This is a genomic window from Acidithiobacillus sp. YTS05 (genome assembly GCF_024396695.1).
In the GTDB taxonomy this organism is placed as follows: domain Bacteria; phylum Pseudomonadota; class Gammaproteobacteria; order Acidithiobacillales; family Acidithiobacillaceae; genus Igneacidithiobacillus; species Igneacidithiobacillus copahuensis.
Map to the genome: position 1 here is coordinate 130869 of NZ_CP094359.1, position 19890 is coordinate 150758.

General features: G+C 60.3%; 17 protein-coding genes. 10 read left to right on the forward strand and 7 right to left on the reverse strand.

The window, feature by feature from the left end:
* Positions 1-23: 23 nt before the first annotated feature.
* Both MQE22_RS00575 and MQE22_RS00580 read right to left on the reverse strand, forming a co-directional pair.
* Complete coding sequence (locus tag MQE22_RS00575; RefSeq protein WP_215872365.1) at positions 24-1097, reverse strand: linear amide C-N hydrolase; 1074 nt, start codon at positions 1095-1097, stop codon at positions 24-26.
* A 173-nt stretch (positions 1098-1270) separates the two neighbouring features.
* A complete protein-coding gene (locus MQE22_RS00580; protein WP_215872366.1) occupies positions 1271-1648 on the reverse strand; it encodes a hypothetical protein in 378 nt (125 codons plus the stop codon).
* Between the two features lie 191 nt (positions 1649-1839).
* Here MQE22_RS00580 and MQE22_RS00585 point away from each other — a divergent pair, with 191 nt between their 5' ends.
* Positions 1840-2508, forward strand: a complete 669-nt coding sequence (locus MQE22_RS00585; RefSeq protein ID WP_215872367.1) for an SIMPL domain-containing protein — start codon at positions 1840-1842, stop codon at positions 2506-2508.
* Between the two features lie 20 nt (positions 2509-2528).
* Positions 2529-4427, forward strand: a complete 1899-nt coding sequence (locus tag MQE22_RS00590; RefSeq protein ID WP_215872368.1) for a sensor domain-containing diguanylate cyclase — start codon at positions 2529-2531, stop codon at positions 4425-4427.
* 3 nt (positions 4428-4430) lie between these two features.
* Here MQE22_RS00590 and MQE22_RS00595 read toward each other — a convergent pair whose 3' ends face one another.
* Positions 4431-5372: a DnaJ C-terminal domain-containing protein gene (locus MQE22_RS00595; protein WP_226827235.1), complete on the reverse strand. Its 942-nt coding sequence runs from the start codon at positions 5370-5372 to the stop codon at positions 4431-4433.
* 100 nt (positions 5373-5472) lie between these two features.
* On the opposite strand from MQE22_RS00595, the gene MQE22_RS00600 reads away from it, so the two are divergent.
* Both MQE22_RS00600 and MQE22_RS00605 read left to right on the forward strand, forming a co-directional pair.
* Positions 5473-7599: a UvrD-helicase domain-containing protein gene (locus tag MQE22_RS00600; protein ID WP_215872370.1), complete on the forward strand. Its 2127-nt coding sequence runs from the start codon at positions 5473-5475 to the stop codon at positions 7597-7599.
* A gap of 21 nt (positions 7600-7620) precedes the next feature.
* The gene (locus MQE22_RS00605; protein WP_215872371.1) at positions 7621-7986 is read left to right on the forward strand and encodes a hypothetical protein; all 366 of its coding nucleotides are present in this window, start codon (positions 7621-7623) and stop codon (positions 7984-7986) included.
* On the opposite strand, the gene MQE22_RS00610 is transcribed toward MQE22_RS00605, so the two are convergent.
* From MQE22_RS00610 to MQE22_RS00620, 3 genes are read right to left on the reverse strand one after another with little or no spacing between them, the layout of a single operon-like run.
* On the reverse strand, positions 7954-9219 hold the full coding sequence (locus tag MQE22_RS00610) for an ATP-binding protein (RefSeq protein WP_215872372.1): 1266 nt from the start codon (positions 9217-9219) through the stop codon (positions 7954-7956). The genes MQE22_RS00605 and MQE22_RS00610 overlap by 33 nt on opposite strands.
* Positions 9216-9944: a response regulator gene (locus MQE22_RS00615; protein ID WP_255789921.1), complete on the reverse strand. Its 729-nt coding sequence runs from the start codon at positions 9942-9944 to the stop codon at positions 9216-9218. The genes MQE22_RS00610 and MQE22_RS00615 overlap by 4 nt, the downstream gene beginning before the upstream one ends.
* Positions 9941-10453, reverse strand: coding sequence for a hypothetical protein (locus tag MQE22_RS00620; protein WP_215872374.1), 513 nt, complete (start codon positions 10451-10453; stop codon positions 9941-9943). Before MQE22_RS00620 ends, MQE22_RS00615 begins: the two co-directional genes overlap by 4 nt.
* 195 nt (positions 10454-10648) lie before the next feature.
* On the opposite strand from MQE22_RS00620, the gene MQE22_RS00625 reads away from it, so the two are divergent.
* The 6 genes from MQE22_RS00625 (at position 10649) to MQE22_RS00650 (ending at position 18950) form a co-directional block, all read left to right on the forward strand.
* Complete coding sequence (locus MQE22_RS00625) at positions 10649-12076, forward strand: TolC family protein (protein WP_215872375.1); 1428 nt, start codon at positions 10649-10651, stop codon at positions 12074-12076.
* Complete coding sequence (locus tag MQE22_RS00630; RefSeq protein ID WP_215872376.1) at positions 12073-13209, forward strand: efflux RND transporter periplasmic adaptor subunit; 1137 nt, start codon at positions 12073-12075, stop codon at positions 13207-13209. The genes MQE22_RS00625 and MQE22_RS00630 overlap by 4 nt, the downstream gene beginning before the upstream one ends.
* On the forward strand, positions 13206-16298 hold the full coding sequence (locus tag MQE22_RS00635; RefSeq protein WP_215885364.1) for an efflux RND transporter permease subunit: 3093 nt from the start codon (positions 13206-13208) through the stop codon (positions 16296-16298). Before MQE22_RS00630 ends, MQE22_RS00635 begins: the two co-directional genes overlap by 4 nt.
* A 46-nt stretch (positions 16299-16344) precedes the next feature.
* On the forward strand, positions 16345-16878 hold the full coding sequence (locus MQE22_RS00640) for a hypothetical protein (protein WP_215871397.1): 534 nt from the start codon (positions 16345-16347) through the stop codon (positions 16876-16878).
* Between the two features lie 86 nt (positions 16879-16964).
* Positions 16965-17417: a large conductance mechanosensitive channel protein MscL gene (mscL, locus tag MQE22_RS00645; protein WP_215871396.1), complete on the forward strand. Its 453-nt coding sequence runs from the start codon at positions 16965-16967 to the stop codon at positions 17415-17417.
* A gap of 15 nt (positions 17418-17432) precedes the next feature.
* Positions 17433-18950, forward strand: coding sequence for a DNA recombination protein RmuC (locus MQE22_RS00650; RefSeq protein WP_255789922.1), 1518 nt, complete (start codon positions 17433-17435; stop codon positions 18948-18950).
* On the opposite strand, the gene ispH is transcribed toward MQE22_RS00650, so the two are convergent.
* Positions 18907-19848: a 4-hydroxy-3-methylbut-2-enyl diphosphate reductase gene (ispH, locus tag MQE22_RS00655; RefSeq protein ID WP_215871395.1), complete on the reverse strand. Its 942-nt coding sequence runs from the start codon at positions 19846-19848 to the stop codon at positions 18907-18909. The two genes, MQE22_RS00650 and ispH, sit on opposite strands and share 44 nt — an antisense overlap.
* Positions 19849-19890 lie beyond the last annotated feature (42 nt).

Sequence of the window (19890 nt, forward strand, 5' to 3'; positions counted from 1 at the left end):
CCTTGTCAGTAAAAATTGCTGCGTCAGCGGTACGCTGCCAAGACCTCCGGCGGCACCGGGGCAAACTGGAAGGGCTTGCTGGGCACAAATTTGTCAACCACGTCACCATTGTAAGTCTCCCCTTGGCCCATGGGCAGCATCCGCACTGGGGCGCCGGGCTTCAGGTCGGCCTTATTGAGGTCAACCCAGAACAGATCCATGGAGGAGGTCGAGTTGAAATAGTATTTCAGGTCCTTTTGATCGGCCACGACCCGCCAGCGGGTGGTGGAGATATTGGGGTGCCCCGGAGTGGAGATACCCATGGGTACGGAGATGTTGTTGAGCACGCTGAACACCTGGGCTACCCCGACCCGGTTGCTGGCGGTATTGGGGATGGCGTGAATGTAGAAGCTCGCCCGCGCGAAGCGATCTGGAGCCTGATTGCTGCCGGGCAGGAAGCGGGTGCCGCCAATCCCTTCCCAATATCTCGCAACGGCGAGTTGCTGCGAATATTCCGGATCATTGGTCAGTACCTGATACTGCCGGCCTTCGTGGATCACCAAGTTGCCGTCGATGTACTCCAGGATGGCACTGTTGCCGCTGCTATCCGACAGCGACAGGTGCAGAGTGGTAAAGCGATCCGTGCCGGGGATGGGTGCCGAAATCAGACAAACGGGATGCGTCTTTAGAGAGTGAAGGACGTCCCGCACCGTCGCGAAGTTGTCGAGAAAATACTGTGCCCAGGCACTGATCGCGAGACGTTTTTCGTCGGCCCCGCAGTGATCGGGGTACTTGCTGGAATTCAGCCACAGCATGTTGGCTACCAAGCCTTTTTGGTTCATTCCATCGGACACGGCGGCGTTGAGCGAAGTGACAACGACGCTGCCGTAGCGCGAAGTCCATGCCGCTGCATTCTTGCCCGCCCCACCGTTTTCCTTCAGACCCGCGGGGAAAAGCCATAAGCGAGTGTTCATGGGATCTTTCCAGTCCATGGTGCGACCGGTAATGGTCAGGCCATCCTCACCGTGGTAGACCACCCGGGTACAGGCCTCGCCATTGACGGCAATGAGGGTCAGCGCGGAGCCGAGAAGGATGGAAAAAATCTTTCGAACACACATGTGGTGCCTCCTTTGGGTGATGGGATACGCAAAAACACCTGGTGGGGATGCCTGTCAGCGATAGTGCGGCGTCCTCCGGCAGAGGATGATGCACCTTTGTCGTAATGCGATAAAGCGCAGCAATGGTCCCCCGGAAGATATTTTCCGGCTGTGCGGAGGTAGTAGCGACAAGCCTATTGGGGCGTGTGTAAAGCCTGGAGATGCAGGATTTTGAGCATGCGCAGCACCAAGGGATAAAGCAATATTGCCGATACCGCAAGATACACAATGCCAGAATATAGTGCGAATGCGCTGGCAAAGAGCTTTGCCGCACCGCCGTGGAGCGATGAAACGGGCCCCATACCGCTCAATATCATGCTGGCATTCAGCAGGCTGTTGAGCCAGTCCAGTTTGCAAAAGATGTGATATCCAGCGATTCCCATACCGAGAGAGAGAATCAGGAAGGTTATTCCGGCCAGAGTATATCTGGCCTGGTGCCACAAAAACTCGGTATAGGTGCGCAGTACGATGGGATCATGGATAGGTTTGCTGCCGGACGGTTGGGTTTTCAATGGATCACCTCCTCTGCTAAGGGAATAGGAAATATGCCGAGCTCTGAAAAATCATGGAACATTTCCACTCCTCGTACAATTATCCTTTCTACCTTGAAGAGTCGACCCCTTTCCCTGAGCGGCCGCCCCCCAAGAGCAATAGGCTATGACATGAACTATACTGCCTCGGAAACTAGGCCATGGAGAAAACCATGAAAAAACTGCGTAGCAGTTTGGCGGTGCTGGCCTGCTGTATCGCTCCGACCGCCTCGGCAGATACTCAGAATTCCCTGCCACAGGTGGAATTGCGGCTTGCGCAGAAATATACGGTCCCCAACAGTGAACTGGTGGCGCAACTCCAGGCCACTGCGGAAAAACCGCAGGCGAGCAGTGCCGCCAGTGTGGTAAACGAAGATCTGCGCTGGGCAGAACAGCAACTGGCTGCCTATCCGCAGATCCGCTGGCAGCTTGCAGGGTACAGCAGTAACCGCCAGAGCGACAAAGACTGGCAGGTGGCAGGGGATCTGTCGCTACGCGCCGACCCCAAAGTGCTGCTGCCGGTTCTGGCCACGCTGCAGTCCCGTCTGCAGTTGCGCTCTCTGCATTCAGAGGCCGCGGCTTCGGCCATTGCCACCGCACAGCGGCAGGCCAGCACTACGGTGTTGCATCGCTTTGTAGAGGACGCCCGCAATGCCTGCACGGCCTTGGGCCTGTCTTGGTCTGGGGTGGAGCGGGTGAGTATCCAGAGTGGCGTGCCTGTGCAGCCCATTGCCCCAGTCTTCTTGGCAGCGGAGCGAGCCGTGCCGGCACCCGTGGCGATGGGGCACAGCGAGAGCCATGGTCAAATCGATTTAATGGGGACGGCATTTTGCAAAAAATAGTCTAGTATACGAGACTGAGAATGTCGCAGGACGAGCTGGGGAAAACAGTGGCAACGAGGAATATTGATTGGCTATCCCAGTATCGTCAGGGTGGCAAGCTTCCTTCACCGAAAGGGGTGTACCTGGAAGCGTTGCGATTGCTGGAACAAGAGGAAGTCGACAATCGCGAACTAGTGCGGGTGCTGCAATCCGATCCAGCGACAAACGCGCGGCTGCTACAGCTCGCCAATGTCTCCATTCGCACGCGCTCACGTCCCATAGTGGCGGTTTCGGACGCAATTCTGGTGCTCGGGCAGGCGCAAATCAAACGTCTCATCTTGGCCTTGGCGCTCATTCAGTCGACCACTCCGCGGGTGAGCGGATTCGATTACGCCAAATTTTGGACCGTTTCACTGCTGTCGGCGCTCGCCGTACAAGCACTGTCTGAGCAACTTGGTCAGGTCAATGCAGACGAAATATTTGTTGTGGCGCTCTTAGCCAATGTGGGCGAACTGGCCCTGGTAAGTCTGTTTTCCGAGAGTTATGTAGAATTGCGTGGCACGGTGCCACCATCCGAAGGTAACGCGCTGCTGCAAATGGAACGTCAGCAGTATGGCATTGATCATGACGAATTATCTTCCCTGCTGGTAGAAGAGTGGGGATTGCCGATGGTTTTCGTGGAGGCCATATTTCATCAGGCACAGCCGGAGGAGTTGAGCTCCTTTCCAGACGCGGGTCGATCGCTGTTTCTGGCGCGGTTGCTTCGTTTTGGGCTGGGCATGGCGGAATTCTGCCTGCGTGATAATCCGCGCCGATCCGCCAGCGCAGCGCAAATGGCCGAGGAGATGATCAAGCTTGGTTTGGACACCGTGCGCGTCCGCGAACAAGTCTCCCGCCTCCTTTTGGCCTGGCCGCAATGGCAGGGCCTATTGCAAGAAGCGGCGCCGTTGCTTGCAGAGCCGCTGGACTGGGAACTCCTGATGGATCGAGAGCGAACTCCAGCGAGCGACTCCTCCCCATTGCGGGTCGCGTGTCTGGCGATGGACAACGACGTGACCGACGAGTGCATGGAAGTATTTTCGCGTCTGGGACTTTCGCCATTGATGGCAGAGGTCAGTGATACTGCGAGTCTGGATTTGCTGGTCGTCGCCTACCAGCAAAATGCCAGGGAGTGGATCACGACCAATTTACGCGGCCTGGACCCGGTCCTCGGGCCGTACATCTTGCTCGTTGGCGATACGCTGGACGCACAAAGTGAAAGTGAGCTGTTTCGCCTCGGAATTGATGCCTACGAACCCAGGTCTTCGTTCCCCGAAAATCTGCGAAAACACTTGCAGTTGGCCCAGCGTCGCCTAGAGGCAAGACAAAAGTATCTGCATCGACAGGAGCGCATGCGCAAATTCACCGGATCTTTGGCGGATGTTAATCGGGATCTGCGACAAGCGGCGCTTACCGATCCGCTGACCCACCTACGCAATCGCCGGTACGCCGACGAGAGGCTGGCACAAGAGTGGTCGATAGCAGAACGCCACGATAAACATCTTGCTCTGATGCTCTTGGATCTGGATAACTTCAAACTGATCAACGATACCCACGGCCACGACGTGGGTGACGAAGTGTTGCAGAGGGTGTCGAGTATTCTCGACGCCTTTGCCCGCCACCAGGATATTCCCTGCCGCGTGGGGGGCGATGAGTTTCTGATCATTTGTCCAGACACGGACGCGCAAGGTGTCCAGGTGTTGGCACGGCGCATTTGCTCGCAACTGGCTGCGGCAGATACCTGGACTGACCTGCAACCAGATGTCTCGGTCAGTATCGGGGCGGCAAGCCGGGATGCACGGATGGCTTCTGCAAAGGATCTGCTGCAAGCAGCCGACCACGCGCTCTTCGAGGCCAAACGGCTCGGGCGCAATCAAGCGGTTCTTTTTGCTCGCTCCTGAGTGTCAATCATTCCGCGGCTGAAAACGACTTTCTGTCGCGAGCTTTTCCCATAGCTCCTTCTCCGCTGCACTGACTTCTTTGGGGACAACGATCTGGAGAACCGCGTAGAGGTCGCCGGCCTTGCCGCCCTTGCTCTCTGGCAATCCCTTGCCCCCGAGTCGCAATTTCTGTCCGCTACTGCTGCTGGCCGGGACCTTCACCCGAAGCTGCCCATCCAGGGTAGGTACCGATACTGAGGCACCCAGTACCGCCTCCCACGGACTAATAGGCAGGTCGAGGTACAAATCCTTTCCCTCGGCACGAAATTGCGGATGTGCTGCGTAGCGCACCCGCAGGTAGAGATCGCCATTGGGACCGCCCCCCTGGCCGGACTGTCCCTGCCCGGCTATCCGCAGGCGCTGGCCCTCAGCGATGCCCGCGGGAATCTTGACGCTGAGCTGGCGGCGTTCGCGGTGCATGCGTCCGTCCGGGCCGAGTACGGGCACTTCCAGAGAAATCTCTCGCTTTGCCCCATGGAAGACGTCCTCCAGGGGAATCTGGATCTCCGCTTCGCTGTCTTCCCCGCGCATACGAAAGGGTGCACCACCGCGTGAGCTGCGGCGCCCCTGCTGGGTAAAGAGCTCCTCGAAGAAGTCGCTGAAGCCGCCCATATTGGGATTCGCACCGCCGCCAAAGCCGCCGGCAAAATGTTCCCAGCCGGGCGGCGGACGAAAATCCTGCCCCGCTTGCCAATTGCTGCCGAGCTGATCATAGGCGCGGCGCTTTTCCGGATCTTTCAGTACCTCGTAGGCCTCTTGCAGGTCCTTGAAGCGGTCCTCGGCATTGGCCTCCTTACTCACGTCCGGGTGATATTTGCGCGCCATCTTTCGATACGCGGATTTGATCGCGTCCGCGTCGGCGTCACGCGCTACCCCCAGGATCTGGTAGTAGTCTTTGTATTCCAAGGGAACCCCCCGTATCATGCCGCGATGGCATCTGATGAACCTGATGCGACTGTGGGGGCGCAGAGGTGTTTTTTCAAGTCACCGGCACGGTAAGGCAGGTATGGAACTAAACGAGCGGCAGCGGGAGGCAGTGCTGCTGGCACCGGGGCCGGCACTGGTTCTGGCGGGCGCGGGTTCCGGGAAAACGCGCGTGCTCACCAGCCGTATCGCCCATTTGCTGGAAGACGGCCTCTATCCAGGACAGATCCTCGCGGTGACCTTCACCAACAAGGCGGCGCGGGCCATGCGCGAGCGTCTCGCGGCCATGCTCGACATGGATCTGCGTGGCTTGTGGATGGGAACCTTTCATGGCATTGCGCATCGCCTGCTGCGGATGCACCACGAGCTGGTCGATCTGCCCGAGCAGTTTGTCGTCCTCGACGCGGACGATAGCCAGCGTCTGGTGCGGCGTGCCGTGCGGGAGCTGCAGCTGGACGATAAACACTGGCCGGCGCGGCAGGTCGCCGGGCGCATCAGTCGCTGGAAGGACAGCGGCCTCGGGCCGCAGGAGCTCGCTGGCGAGCGTTCGGTGCCGCCGCAGCTATTGGAGATCTATCAGCGCTACGAGTTGCTGCGCGAGCGCGCTGGAGCCTTGGATTTTGCCGACCTGCTGCTCTATGCCCTGCGCCTGTGGAACGATGCTCCCCTTCTTGCCCAGTATCAGGAGCGGTTTCAGCAGGTTCTGGTGGATGAGTTCCAGGACACCAATGCCGTGCAATATCAATGGCTGCGGCGGCTGGCGGAGGGGCATCAGAATCTCTTCGTGGTTGGCGATGATGACCAGTCGATCTATGCCTGGCGTGGTGCCGAAGTCGAAAACCTCTTTCGCTTTCAGCGCGATTTTCCCGGTGCCCGGCTGATCCGCCTGGAACAGAACTACCGTTCTACAGCGCCCATTCTGGCAGCGGCCAATGCCGTCATCGCGCAGAATCACGACCGCCTCGGCAAGACCCTGTGGACGGAACGCAGCGAGGGCGCCCCGGTGCAGCTCTATCGCGCCTACAACGAAGAAGATGAGGCCCGTTTTGTGGTCGGTCGCATCGAGCAGTGGGTGGCGGCGGGCGGCAAGCGCGAGGACTGTGCCATCCTCTATCGCTCCAATGCCCAGTCGCGACCCTTTGAAGAACATCTCCTGCGTGCCGGCGTGCCTTATCGGGTCTATGGTGGCCTGCGCTTTTTCGAGCGTGCCGAGGTCAAGGACGTCCTCGCCTATCTGCGTCTGGTCCTGCAGCGCCACGACGACGCCGCCTTCGAGCGGGTGGTCAATGTGCCGGCGCGCGGTATTGGCGCTGTCACCCTCGAACGCCTGCGCAGTCTTGCCCGCGAGCGCGGCATTTCGCTCTGGCAGGCCGCCGGAGAGATGGCGCAGCCCAAGCTCAATGCCTTTCTCACCCTCATCGATCGCCTGGCAGAAGCCTGCACCCACCAGGAGCTAGATGAGCAGGTGCGTCTGGTCCTGGAGCAGGTTCCCCTGCGCGATTGGCATGCGCGGGATGGCGATCGTGGCGAAGGACGTTTGGAAAACCTGGAAGAGCTGATCAATGCAGCGCGCAGTTTTGCCCTGCAGGATGGCTCCGAGGGCCTGCGTGAACTGAGTCCCGTACCCGGCGATATACTCAGCGAATTTCTCACCCATGCTGCCCTCGAGGCGGGGGAAGGCGGGGCCGAGGCTTGGGAAGATGCGGTGCAGTTAATGAGCCTGCACAGTGCCAAGGGGCTGGAATTTGCCCAGGTCTTTCTCGTTGGGCTGGAGGAAGGGCTCTTTCCGCATCAACGTAGCTTGGAAGACCCTGCCGGTCTGGCCGAGGAACGGCGCCTCTGCTATGTGGGCATGACCCGCGCCATGCAGCAGCTCGTTCTCTGTCACGCCGAGAGCCGGCGGCTGCATGGCGCGGAGCGTTTGGCCTTGGCGTCGCGCTTCTTGCGCGAGCTACCGGCAGAGGAAATCGAAGAGCTGCGCCCGCGCGCGCGCATCAGCCGACCGCTGGCGCCTGCTCTATCGGCTTCGAGCGGTGGGCGCAGCGATTGCCCCTACCCGTTGGGTGGGCGCATCCGTCACCCGGTTTTTGGTGAGGGGACGGTACTGGATTATGAGGGCGGTGGACGCCAGGGACGGGTACAGATTCAGTTCAGCTCCGGCAGCAAATGGCTGGCCCTGGGCATCGTGAGTCTGGAAAGACTATCCTGAAGAGAAGCACGGGGGGTGTAGATGATGAGCACGGACGCAAACAGCAAGGCATCGTGGATGGCGGTGATCATCGTGATTCTCGCCATCATCGTCTTGGTGGGATTTTTCTTTCTGTGGCTGCATCCGGCGGGTCCTGCGCCGGTTGCCAAAACCGCCAGTTCGGCGACGGCGCTGCAGTCGGTAAGCCCTACCGGTAGCGTGGTTTCGGTGCCGGATTTTGTCGTCGCTCCCGGCATCTCCCAGCAGGGTACCATCGAGGGAGCGATTGAAGGCCGCTGTGGCAACATTGCCTGGCAAAAACTCGACCCCAAGGAGCTGCAGGAGTTGCGCAAACTCTGTCCGCGGCAGGCAGCCTCAGCGCAAGGGCAGGGTGAAGCGCACCCGTAAGCCGCCTTCGGGGGCGTTGCGGAACTCGATGCGGCCCCCGAGACGTTGCAGGATACGCTGCACGATGGCAATGCCCAGTCCGGTGCCGCCGCCCCGCCCGGCCAGTGCGAAAGGCTTGCCAAGCTGAGCCAGTTTTTCCGCCGAGATGCCGTTGCCATGATCGCGGACCTCGATACTCGCGGAACCGGCCTCTTGAGCGACGCGGATCTCGATAGGGGGCCGCCCGTGGCGGCGGGCATTTTCCACCAGGTTCTGCAGGACGCGGCGCAGCGCCACCGGAGTGATAGAGAGATAGAGGCTTTCGCATTCCGGCTTCTGCAGAAGCACATCGTCACCCTGCGATTCGACAAAATGGCGCAGGAAAGCGATCAGATCGATCTCTTCGGCCAATTCTTCGCGTCCACTGCGGGCGTAATCGAGAAACTGATGCAGGATTTCGTCCATTTCCCACAGATTGTCGACCAGATCTTTCTGCAGATCTGCCGCCTCCTTGGGGAGAAACTCGGCGAGCATGCGCATCCGCGTCAAGGGCGTGCGCAGGTCGTGAGAAACGCCGAGCAGGACCATCTCCCGTTCTTCCGCCAGTTCATGGCGTTCGCGCAGGGCACTGTTCAGTTCGCCCGCCAGATGCTTGATATCTTCCGGTCCCTCTACCGGCAATACCACCGGCCCCTCGCGACCACGACTGGCGTTGAGACCTTGCACCAGGCGGCGCAACGGACCGGTAATCTGATGCACGATGAGGTAGGCCCCCAGCAACGACAGCAGGAGGATGGCGCTGAGCTTGAACCACTGTGGTGACGGCCCCGGTGGTGGTTTGGGAATGGGCATGGCAACGGCGACATGGCTGTGGGGGTCGGGATCGATCCACAGCAGATGATGCTTATTGTCGACCTGTACCTGGGCATCGGGCCAACCCATTCCGCTCAACAGACGCGCAGCATTACGCAGGATTGGGTTGCGGGGCGGATGGCCCTCCATTTCGTCGATAGGAAAAAAGGCGATGCCGATCTTGGCCAAGCGCGGGGCCAGCCATTCCGCCTCGCCGACATCCAGGGCGCTGCTGAGGGTCAGGATCTGCGCCCAATTTTGTGCCAAGTGACGCGCCTGGGGGTTGCCCAGATAGATGGTGAAATACCAGTAGACCGCAAACTGACTGGCTAGCAGCAGTGCGCCTATCAGCAAAAAGATCCGTCCAAAGAGGGTATCGGACCAGAGACGCCAGAATTTCACGCGGGTTTGTCCGGGCTCCCCGCGTCGGGAACAAAGACATAGCCACGCCCCCAGACCGTCTGCAGATAGCGGGGTTTGCTCGAGTCATCTTCGATCAGCCGGCGCAGGCGGGAGACAAAGACATCGATGCCGCGAGGGCCTGGGATGTCCTCACTATGGCCATGGATCATGCCGAGGAGTTTGTCCCGCGACAGGGTTTGCCAAGGATGCTCGGCGAGGGCGCGAAGCAGGGCAAACTCGGTTTCGGTGATGGTGATTTCCTGTTTGCCCCGGTACAGGCGGCGATAATCGAGAGCGAGATGAAACGGACCAAAATCGATGGCGCCGGGGCTGGGCTCGACCGTGCCGCTGTCCTGACTGCGGCGCAGCACCGCGCCGATCCGCGCCAGCAATTCTGCCGGCTCAAAGGGCTTGGCGACGTAGTCATCGGCGCCGATGGACAGGCCCTGGATGCGATCATCGAGATCGCCCCGAGCGGTGAGCATGATGATTGGTAAGATAGATTCCTGCTGACGTAAACGCTCACAAATCTGGAAGCCGTCCTCGCCGGGCATCATCACATCGAGGAGCAGGAGATCGTAGCGCTCCCGCTCCAGCAAACGGTCCATCTGCGCCGCCGAAGCGGCGCCATGTACCGTGTAGCCCTGCGACTCCAGGTATCGCGTCAGAATGGCGCGCAGCTTGGCGTCGTCATCCACCAACAAGATGCGGGCATTGCTACTCACGGTTTGTGCCATCCTCCCCACTTTGGACCTTTTTCCATCTTCGCATAGATTGCCGTTACTTTCTGCCATTGTTCCGCGTTCAGCAACTTATGGACAAAGTCGACCTGGGCGATGCCGCGTTGCAGCATGGCCTGATGATCGGCCAGTACGGCGTCTTCCAGTGGCTTCAGGGCGCTGCCTGTCTCACCGCGCAGGAGAGCGGTCTGCAGTGCGTGGTTATGACTCTCCATGGTTTGCCGTTTCGTTTCCCACTGCGCCTTCTGGTCCTTGCGCCAGGTCTCCAATTGCGATTCCTGCTGCGGGGTGAGTTTGAGTTCGATGGCGTGACGCCAGACGATGGGCATGAGCATGGGGACTGGGGCATTTTTCATCCACTCGGCGCGAGGGCCCCCGTGCATCGGGCGCTGCATGGGTGCATGGTCTGGCGGTGGCATGTCTGCCGCCATGCTGGCCATCGGGGCCAACGCCAAAGCCGACAGGGTGAAAAGGGAAAATAGTGTCTTGCGCATAATCGGGTACCTCCGAAAAACGAGCTCTATCGCTCGGTGAACAGCCTACGCGCGCAGCCGCTTTCGAAGCCAGTGAAAAATTCTTACAAAAATCAACGTACATCGTTACAGACGTACACAATTTGCGCGGGCCAGGATAGCTGCGTTACCAGCCAAAATCGTCGATACTACGGCGAATTTTTAGCTAGAGATGACATGGCAATGCGTTGGCAGTGGATATTCTCCAGCCTCTTCTTGCTAAGTGGGGCCGCGCAGGCGGGGATCGGCGTGGTCTTTGACGATCCTTTCTACACCGACAGTGACTTGCCGCAGTACCCGGGACAGGCGTGGAAAGGAGCGGCACAGCAGCTTCCCGCCCTGCCAAGCTCGCAAGACTGGCCAGCGGCGCTGGCGGATCGGACCTGGACCCTCCCTGAGCTGAGCGCCTGGGCCCTCGCCCACAATCCGCAAACCGCCTCTGCCTGGGAAGCGCTGCGCGCCCAGGCAGCTGCTCTGGGCGTCGCAGAGAGTGCCTGGCTGCCCACGGTCACTCTCAGCACCAATGCCTCACGTCGGCAGGCGGTATCCACCGCCGGTTTCAGCGTGCCGGCTCGCAACATCGCCATACCCAGTCTCAGTCTGAGCTATACCCTTTGGGACTTCGGTCTGCGCGCGGCCAAGACCGATGCCGCCCGTGCGCAGGAGTGGGTGGCGGGGTACACGCAGAATCAGACCCTGCAGACGGTGATCTTTACGGTGACCCAAGCCTATTACCAGCTTCTGGGGGACCAGGCCCTGCTGGCGGCAGACGCCAAGACGGTGGCAGAAAATCAAAAGGCCCTGGAGGCCGCCGAGGTATTGCATCAGGCGGGGCAGGCTACCATTGGCGACCTCTATCAGGCACGCGCATCCCTGGCTAGCGCTCAGTCTACGTACGCGACGCAGGAGCAGACCGTGCGCAGTGCGGAGGGTACCCTGTCCAGTAGTCTGGGTTTACCGGCGAGTAGCGTCATTCACATCAGCCCTCTCGGCCCGGATAGTCCGCCGCCAAGCGCTCTGCGCAGCGGCGTCGAGACCCTGATGCACGCGGCGGAAACGGCAAATCCCGCCCTGCAGCAGGCGCGCGCCCAAGTCGCCGTCGCCCGGGCCAATGTGCGTTCGGCCCAGGCCCAGGGCTTGCCCAGCCTCGGGGTGACAGGTTCCTACGGCTATCAGTTTCAGAGTGGTTTTCAGCCGGGCGACACCTGGAGTGTGGGCCTGACCCTGACCGTCCCGCTCTTCACCGGCTTCAACAATCACTATGCCGTGCGCGAAGCCGAGGCCACGGCGCGGCAGGATGCGGATACCCTGGCGACGACACGCAACAGTACCATGGCCAGCATCTGGCAGGACTACCATGGCTTTCAGGGCGATCTCGCGGCCTATCCGGGTGCGTCCAGCAGCCTTGCCAACGCCCGCAAGGCCCTCGAAGTGGTCCTGGCGCAGTACAAGGTGGGGCAGGCGACCATCCAGGATGTGCTGCAGGCCGACTCCACCCTGGCCCAGTCCCGCTATACCCTCATCGCCAATCTCGTCAACAGCTACGTGGCGCTGGCGCAGTTGAGTCAGGCCGTGGGCATGCCCGTAGGAGCAACACAACCGTGAAAGCACATCGCTGGGGCGCTATCACCCTGATCCTGTTCTTGCCAGTGATTCTGACCGCCTGCCAGAAGACTGAACGGGGCGGGCCGCCGCCCGTGCAGGTGACACTGGTCCAGCCCAAGCTGCAGGATATGGTCCATTACCAAAGTTTTCTGGGTACGGTAACGCCCCTGCAGACGGTAACGATCATCCCGCAGACCTCGGGCCAGCTCGCCAGTCTGTCCTTTACCCAGGGCGGGATGGTTCAGCAGGGCCAGACGCTCTTCACCATCAACCCAGCCCAGGCGGCCGCCACCCTGGCCCAGGCACGGGCCAACCTCGCCGCAGCCCAGGCCACGGCGCGCTACAACCAGACTTTGGTAGAACAGGATCGCCCCTTGGTGGAAAAAGATTTCATCACCAAGCAAAGCTTTGCGCAGGCGGTGTCCCAGGCGCAGGCGAGTCAGGCGCAGGTGGCCGCCGATGCGGCGGCCGTGCAGCAGGCAGTGATCACCCTGGGGTATACGCGCATCACCGCGCCGATCAGCGGGCGCATCGGCATGGCATTGGTCAAGCCGGGCAATCTGGTGGTGGCGAATCAGACGCAACTGGCAAGCATCAACCAGATCAGCCCCATTGGCATCAATTTCCAGATTCCCCAGAGTCTGCTGGGGGCGGCGCGTCGGGGCAAGGATCAGGCCTGGAAACTGCTCGTCCAGGATGAAAAGCAGGACAAGACCCTGGCTGCCGCCACGCTGCAGGTCATCGACAATAGCGTAGCCGCGACTTCGGCGACGGTCAGCGTACAGGCGCAGGCAGACAATGCCAACGCAACTCTCTGGCCTGGCGAATATGTGGAGGTCCGTCTACCCGTGCAGCGGGTCGCGCAGGCCATGACCCTGCCGGTGGCGGCAGTGCAGCAGGGAAGCAGCGGGAATTTCGTCTACCAGGCACCTAAGGGCATAGTCGAGGCAACGCCGGTGCAGGTGCTCTGGGAAGATGGTCAGACAGCCGTGATTTCTGGTCTGCCAGCGAATGCTCAGATCATTGACCCGGTGCCGGCCCGGGTCTATGCCGGTGTGCACGTTTTGCTGCCTGGCCAAAAGGCTGCGGAGCATACGGGGCATGGTCACCATCATGCCTGGGGTGGCGCATGAACATTTCGGCGCTGTTCATCCGCCGACGGGTGATGACCATCATCCTCAGTCTTGCCCTGGTCATCTACGGCATCTTTGCCTTTCAGAGCCTGCCCGTGGCCTTGCTTCCCAGCGTGGATTTTCCCACGGTGCTGGTCTCCGCCAGTCTGCCGGGTGCCAGTCCGCAGACCATGGCCAGCAGTGTGGCAACGCCGCTGGAGAAGCAGTTTTCCAGTATTCCGGGCTTGTCTTCGATGAGCTCGACCAGTAGCCTCGGTTCGACGCGCATCATCCTGCAATTCGATCTCAGCCAGAATATCGACGTCGCCACCCAGAATGTGGAGAACGCCGTTACGCAGGCGCAGCATCTTCTCCCGCCGGGCATGCCCAGCCTGCCTTTTGTGAAGCAGATGAATCCGTCGGCCGCGCCCGTCGAGTTTATTGCATTGACCGCGCCGGATATGCCGATCTACAAGCTCAATGCCTACGCAGTCGACAAGGTGGTGCCGGCAATTTCCGGGATTCCCGGAGTGGCGCAGGTGGAGATCTTTGGCGAACAGAACTATGCCGTACGCATCCACGCCAATCCCTTTTCTCTGCAGGCCCATGGCTTGTCGTTGCAGGCCTTGAGTTCGGCGATTACCAGCCACAACGTCAATCTGCCCCAGGGCACTCTGCTGGGTACGGCACGCAACTATGCCGTCAATGTGCATGGTCAGCTGCATGATGCCGAGGCCTTCAGCCAGATGCCCGTGCAGCAGAACGGCGGTGCGGTGGTGCCCCTGGCCGACGTTGCTACCGTCAAAAATGGTGTCGACAATGACCAGATTGCCAGTTGGCTGGGTGGCCAGCGGGCCTTGATCCTCGCCGTGGTGCGGCAGCCCAATGCCGACACGGTGGCCATCTCCGACGCCATCCAGAAGCGCCTGCCCAGTTTTACTTCCGGCTTGCCGGGTGGCGCCAAGCTGCAAATCATCTACGACAAGGCCGACTATATCCGCGCCGCCGTGCAGGAGGTGGAGTACACCCTGCTTCTGGCATCGCTCCTGGTGGCGGGGGTGTTGTGGCTCTTCTTGCGCCGTGGCAGCCCCACCCTGATTGGTGCCCTGGCGATTCCTACCTCTATCTTTGGTACCTTTGCTGTCATCTCGTATTTGGGCTACTCCCTCAACACCCTGACCCTGCTGGCCCTGACCTTGTCCGTCGGCTTTGTGGTGGATGATGCGGTAGTCATGCTGGAAAACATCGCCCGCCATGAGGAGCAAGGGGAGGAGCCAGAGCAGGCGGCCTACGCCGGCAGTTCAGAGATCGGTTTCACGGTACTGTCGATGACGATTTCCCTGGCGGTGGTGTTTTTACCATTTCTCGTCATGGGCGGCATCATTGGCCGTCTGTTTCGGGAGTTTGGCGTTACCATCGCAGTGGTGATCCTGCTCTCTGGTCTAGTCTCGCTCACCCTCACTCCCATGCTTTGTGCGCGCTATCTGCGGGTAAAACATGCTGCGCCATCGGGTTTTGAACGCTGGTTTGCGCGGCTGCGTGCCTGGTACGGACGCAACCTGCGGACAAGCCTGGAGCATCGCGGCTGGATTTACCTGGGCGCGGGCTTGAGCCTGCTGGCCATGATCGGACTTTTCTTTCTGCTTCCCAAAGGTTTTATTCCCCGCGAGGACAGCGGGATGATCATGGGCAACCTGCAGTATCCGCAGGGGATTTCCTTTCTCCAACTGGAAACCCTGCAGGAACGGGTGGCGGTCGCCGTTGGCAAGAATCCCGCCATCGAATCGGTGATGTCCAGTGCCGGCCAAGGAGCGGGCGCCTTCGGCTCGTCCAATACCGGGCGTCTCATCATTCGTCTCAAGCCCTTGGGGGAGAGGCCCGGCGGCGAGACCGTCATTGCCCAGTTGCGGCGCACGGTACAACATTTTCCGGGGGTGGAGGCCAGTTTTATGCTGCCTCCCGCGATCCAGATGGGACCCGTCTCTTCCCAGTCCAACTACCAGTACACCTTGCAGAGCGAAGATCAGGACACCCTCGATGCGACCGTCCCGAAACTGGTAGCGGCCCTACGCAAGGTTCCTGGTCTACAGGCCGTCAACAGCGACTTGCAAGTAGCCAATCCGCAGATTGACGTCCATGTGCTGCATCGCCGAGCCCAGGCCCTGGGCGTAACGCCGCAAGCCATCGAGCAGGCGCTCAATTTTGCCTTCGGCGGAACGCAGGTCGGGACGATCTATGCGTCAACCAATCAGTATGAGGTCATTCTCGATCTGGAGAGGCGTTTTCAGCAGAACATCGGCGCTCTGGGAGCGATTACCTTACCGGGTACGGCCGGTCTGGTGCCGCTCTCGGCGGTAGCGAGCTTTGGCTACGGTGTCGGCCCCTTGAGTATCAGCCACTATGACGGTATTCCCAGCGTGACGGTCTCTTTCAACCTAGCGCAGGGAACCTCCATTGGGCAGGCGACGCAGGCGGTGCAGAAGGTGGCCGCCCGAGTTTTGCCAGCGGGAGTACAGGGCGATTTCGGTGGATCGGCACAGGCCTTCCAGCAGTCCAGTTCCTCCTTGCCACTCTTGCTGTTGGCCACCATAGCTTTGATCTACGCCATCCTCGCCATCCTCTACGAGGACTTCATTCATCCGCTGACCATACTGACCGCACTGCCACTGGCAGGCTTTGGCGCCTTGCTGGCGCTGTGGATTTTTCATCAGGAACTCGATCTGTTCAGTTTTGTGGGGATCATCATGCTGGTGGGGCTGGTGAAAAAGAACGGCATCATTATGGTGGACTTTGCCATCCACCGACGTCGGCAAGGGGCTTCGGCGGTGGACGCAATGGTCGATGCCTGCGTTACCCGCTTCCGCCCGATCATGATGACCAATCTGGCGGCAGTGCTGGGAATCCTGCCGATTGCCATCGGCATTGGTGCCGGGGCGGAATCGCGAGTGCCGCTGGGAGTGGCAGTAGCGGGTGGCATCATTGTGTCCCAGTTCCTTACCCTCTTTGTGACGCCGGCCTTCTATGTCTTTTTCGAGGGGCTCAAGGAGCGATTTTCGCGGCGTTTCGCGCGACATCGCAGTGCCTCGCCGGTGGAGGACGCAAGCTCATAAAAACTATGCTATAAAGGCGGCGCTAACGAAAGGATGAGGAACTTTCATGCGCAAATTACAAGTACCGCTATTTCTTCTTGCTACAGGCCTGCTGGGCGCCTGCGCACAAATCCCGGCACCTGGGCCCAACTCCACAGCGTTGGCGCAGACGCGTGCGTCGCAGGCCGATCAGGCAGCGCAGATGGCCCAGGAGAGGCTCGCAGCGGTGGCGACGCAGCGAAGAGCAGCGGAGAGGCACTTTTGTTCCTCCTGGAAAGCCTCACTTGATCTGGTGCGGCGCGACGCCATCGGCTGTGTGCATGCAACGCCGGAACAGCAAGGGGCCTGTTGGGATGCCGTTGCCAACTGGGCGGGGGCAAAGAGCGAATACTATGCCGCGCTGCAACGTCTGTTCGCCGGACACCCCTACGCCGAGCCGGCTCAGGCAGCGGGGAGTTTCTTTCAACAAACCCAGACCTGGGCGCAGAATTGCCGTGGCAATATCCAGGCTTGTCTGCAGGAGGCTGATCAATCGTCGATGCAGGCGCAAAAAGCCGCAGTCAACCAGTTTTGCGCCGGACATGGCGGCCCGCCAAGCTAGGGCAGGAACGAGGCTTTCCCCCCTGTTTTGCCCGCCGCCAGCTTGCTAGACTCCGGTGACAGTCCAACAGAAACAAGGGAGGAAACATGAGTCAGTTTTTTAAGGATTTCAAAATTTTCTTGCAGCGCGGTAATGTCATCGATCTTGCCGTCGCCTTTGTCGTCGGTAGCGCCTTTTCCGCCATTGTCACTTCGCTGGTGAAAAACATCGTCATGCCGCCCATCGGCCTGGTGCTGGGGAAAGTGGACTTCAGTAACCTCTTTCTCGTGCTCCACGAGGGCAAGACCCCGGGACCCTACCTCACTCTAGCGGCCGCCGAGAAGGCCGGTGCGGTGACCTGGAACTATGGCCTGTTCATCATGTCCATCATCAGCTTCCTGATCATCGCTTTCGTGATTTTCCTCTTGGTGCACACCATCAATCGCCTCTATCCGAAACCAGTCGCGCCAGTCACGACCAAAGATTGCCCATTTTGTGCAACCGCCATACCCTTGGCGGCCAGCCGTTGCCCCAACTGTACCTCGCAGTTGAGCGGCTGAGGGGATCTGTAGCGCGTGTCTTTCTTGGCATGGATCGTCGCTGCCTTTGGCAGCGGCGCCTTGCTGGGCGCGCTCGCGCTTTGGCTTTGGTGGCGGGGCGAGTCACGGCTCTGTCAGTCTAAGCTTAGTGAGGCGTTGCAGGTGGAAGAGTCGCTGCGACAGGCGCGCGAAGAAATCCGCACGCTCTCCATTCAGCTACAGGAAAGCCGGATTGCCTTGGCTTCTGCTGAGGCGAGTCTTGCGCAGCTAGAGCCATTGCGCGAGGAACAAACGCGCCTGCAGGAGGAGCTCACTCGGCAAAACGCGCGCCTGGCCGAATTACAGGAACGTCTGCTCCAGGAACGTCGGCAAGCCGCGGAAAAACAGCAATTGCTCAGCCAGGCCGAGGAGCGCCTGCGCGAGTCCTTTGCTGCCCTTTCCGGCGCTGCCCTGCGCCGCAACAATGAAGACTTCCTGCGCTTGGCCCAAGAGAACCTCGCCCGCTTCCAAGAGCAAGCCCGGCAGGATTGGGAGGGACGGCAAACTGCCTTCAGCCAGTTCGTCACCCCGTTGCGCGAGTCTCTGGGAAAAATGAATGAGCGCCTGGATGGGCTCGAACAGGTGCGGACTTCCGCCTACAGCGCCCTGAGTGAGCAGTTGCGTGGCCTGGTACAAGACCATCTGCCGCGCTTACACCGCGAAACGGCAGCTTTGGTCAAGGCGTTGCGTCAACCTGCTGCGCGCGGTCGATGGGGCGAGCTGCAACTGCGGCGGGTGGTGGAAATGGCCGGGATGCTCGATCACTGTGATTTCGTCGAACAGGCCAGCATGCAGACCGAGCAGGGACAGCAGCGCCCCGATTTATTGGTCCATTTGCCGGGCGGCAAAGAGATCGTGGTCGATGCCAAGGCGCCCCTGAATGGCTATCTACAGGCCGTCGAGGCGGAGTCCGAGGAGGAGCGTCAGCAGTTTCTGCGCAAGCACGCGAGTGAGTTGCGTACCCATCTCCAACAACTGGGACGAAAATCTTATTGGGAGGAGTTACCCAGCCCGGAGTTCGTGGTGCTTTTCCTGCCGGGGGAGGATTTCTTCAGTGCCGCCCTGCAGGTGGACCCAGCGCTCATCGAATATGGGGTAGAACAGAAGGTTTTGGTCGCCACGCCGACCACCTTGATCGCTCTGCTGCGGGCGGCCGCCTATGGTTGGCGGCAGGAGGTCGTGGCGGCCAATGCCCAGGCCATCAGTGCTTTGGGCCGTGAACTGCATGATCGTTTACTCACTCTGGCAGATCATTGGGGGAAGGTGGGGAAGCAATTGCAAAGTGCGGTGCAGTCCTACAACAAGGCTACGGCTTCGCTGGAGACCCGGGTACTGGTTTCGGCGCGAAAATTTCCTGACCTGGGTGCCACGGTAGGCGAGCGGGAGATTCCACCGCCGGAACCTATAGACTCACAGGTTCGCGAATTGCAGCTACGCGAGCTGCAAACGCGGGATATGGAGCCGACCGGTTCTAGGCGCGATGGGTCGCCTGCGCCAGGGCCAGGGGAAGACTGAAGGTTACCTTTTCTTCGACGCCAGGCAGCTCCTGCGGTTGCTGTGCGCCCCAGGAGGCCAGCGTGTTGATGATCTCCTGCACCAAGGATTCGGGCGCCGAGGCCCCGGCACTGATACCAATGCTCGGGTTACCGGTAAACCACTCCTGCCGCAGCTGGCTGGCATCTTCAATCAGATGCGTGGCGGTGCCAAGGCGTTGCCCCAGTTCGGCCAGGCGACTGGAGTTGGAACTGTTCGGTGCCCCGACCACCAGCAGAATATCGACCTCGGGTACGAGTTTTTTTACCGCATCCTGACGATTCTGGGTGGCATAGCAGATGTCATCTTTTTTGGGGCCCTGAATCGCGGGAAAGCGATCCCGCAGTGCCTGGATCACTTCCGCCGTATCATCCATGCTCAGGGTCGTCTGGGTGATATACGCCAGACGCTCGGGGTCGCGTGGCTGCAGACGCTGTACATCGGCCACATCCGAGACCAGGTACATCATGCCGGATTCAACCTGGCCCATGGTGCCTTCCACCTCCGGGTGGCCGGCATGGCCGATCAATACCATCTCCATGCCCTCCCGACTGTATTTCTTGACCTCCATGTGCACTTTGGTCACCAGCGGGCAGGTGGCATCGAAAACGGTCAGGCCGCGCTCCTCGGCCCGCTGCCGCACGGCCAAGGGGACACCGTGAGCACTGAAGATGACCGTGGCGCCATCGGGAATCTCGTCGAGCTCTTCGACGAAAACCGCCCCGCGATTGCGCAGGTCATCCACTACATGGCGGTTGTGCACCACCTCGTGACGCACGTAGATCGGGGCACCAAAGAGCTCCAGTGCGCGATCGACGATTTGGATGGCACGATTGACACCGGCACAAAAGCCGCGCGGATTGGCTAAGAGGATATCCATCGAGTTCGGCTCCAGACAATTTTCTGCATGGTCCGGCGCAAT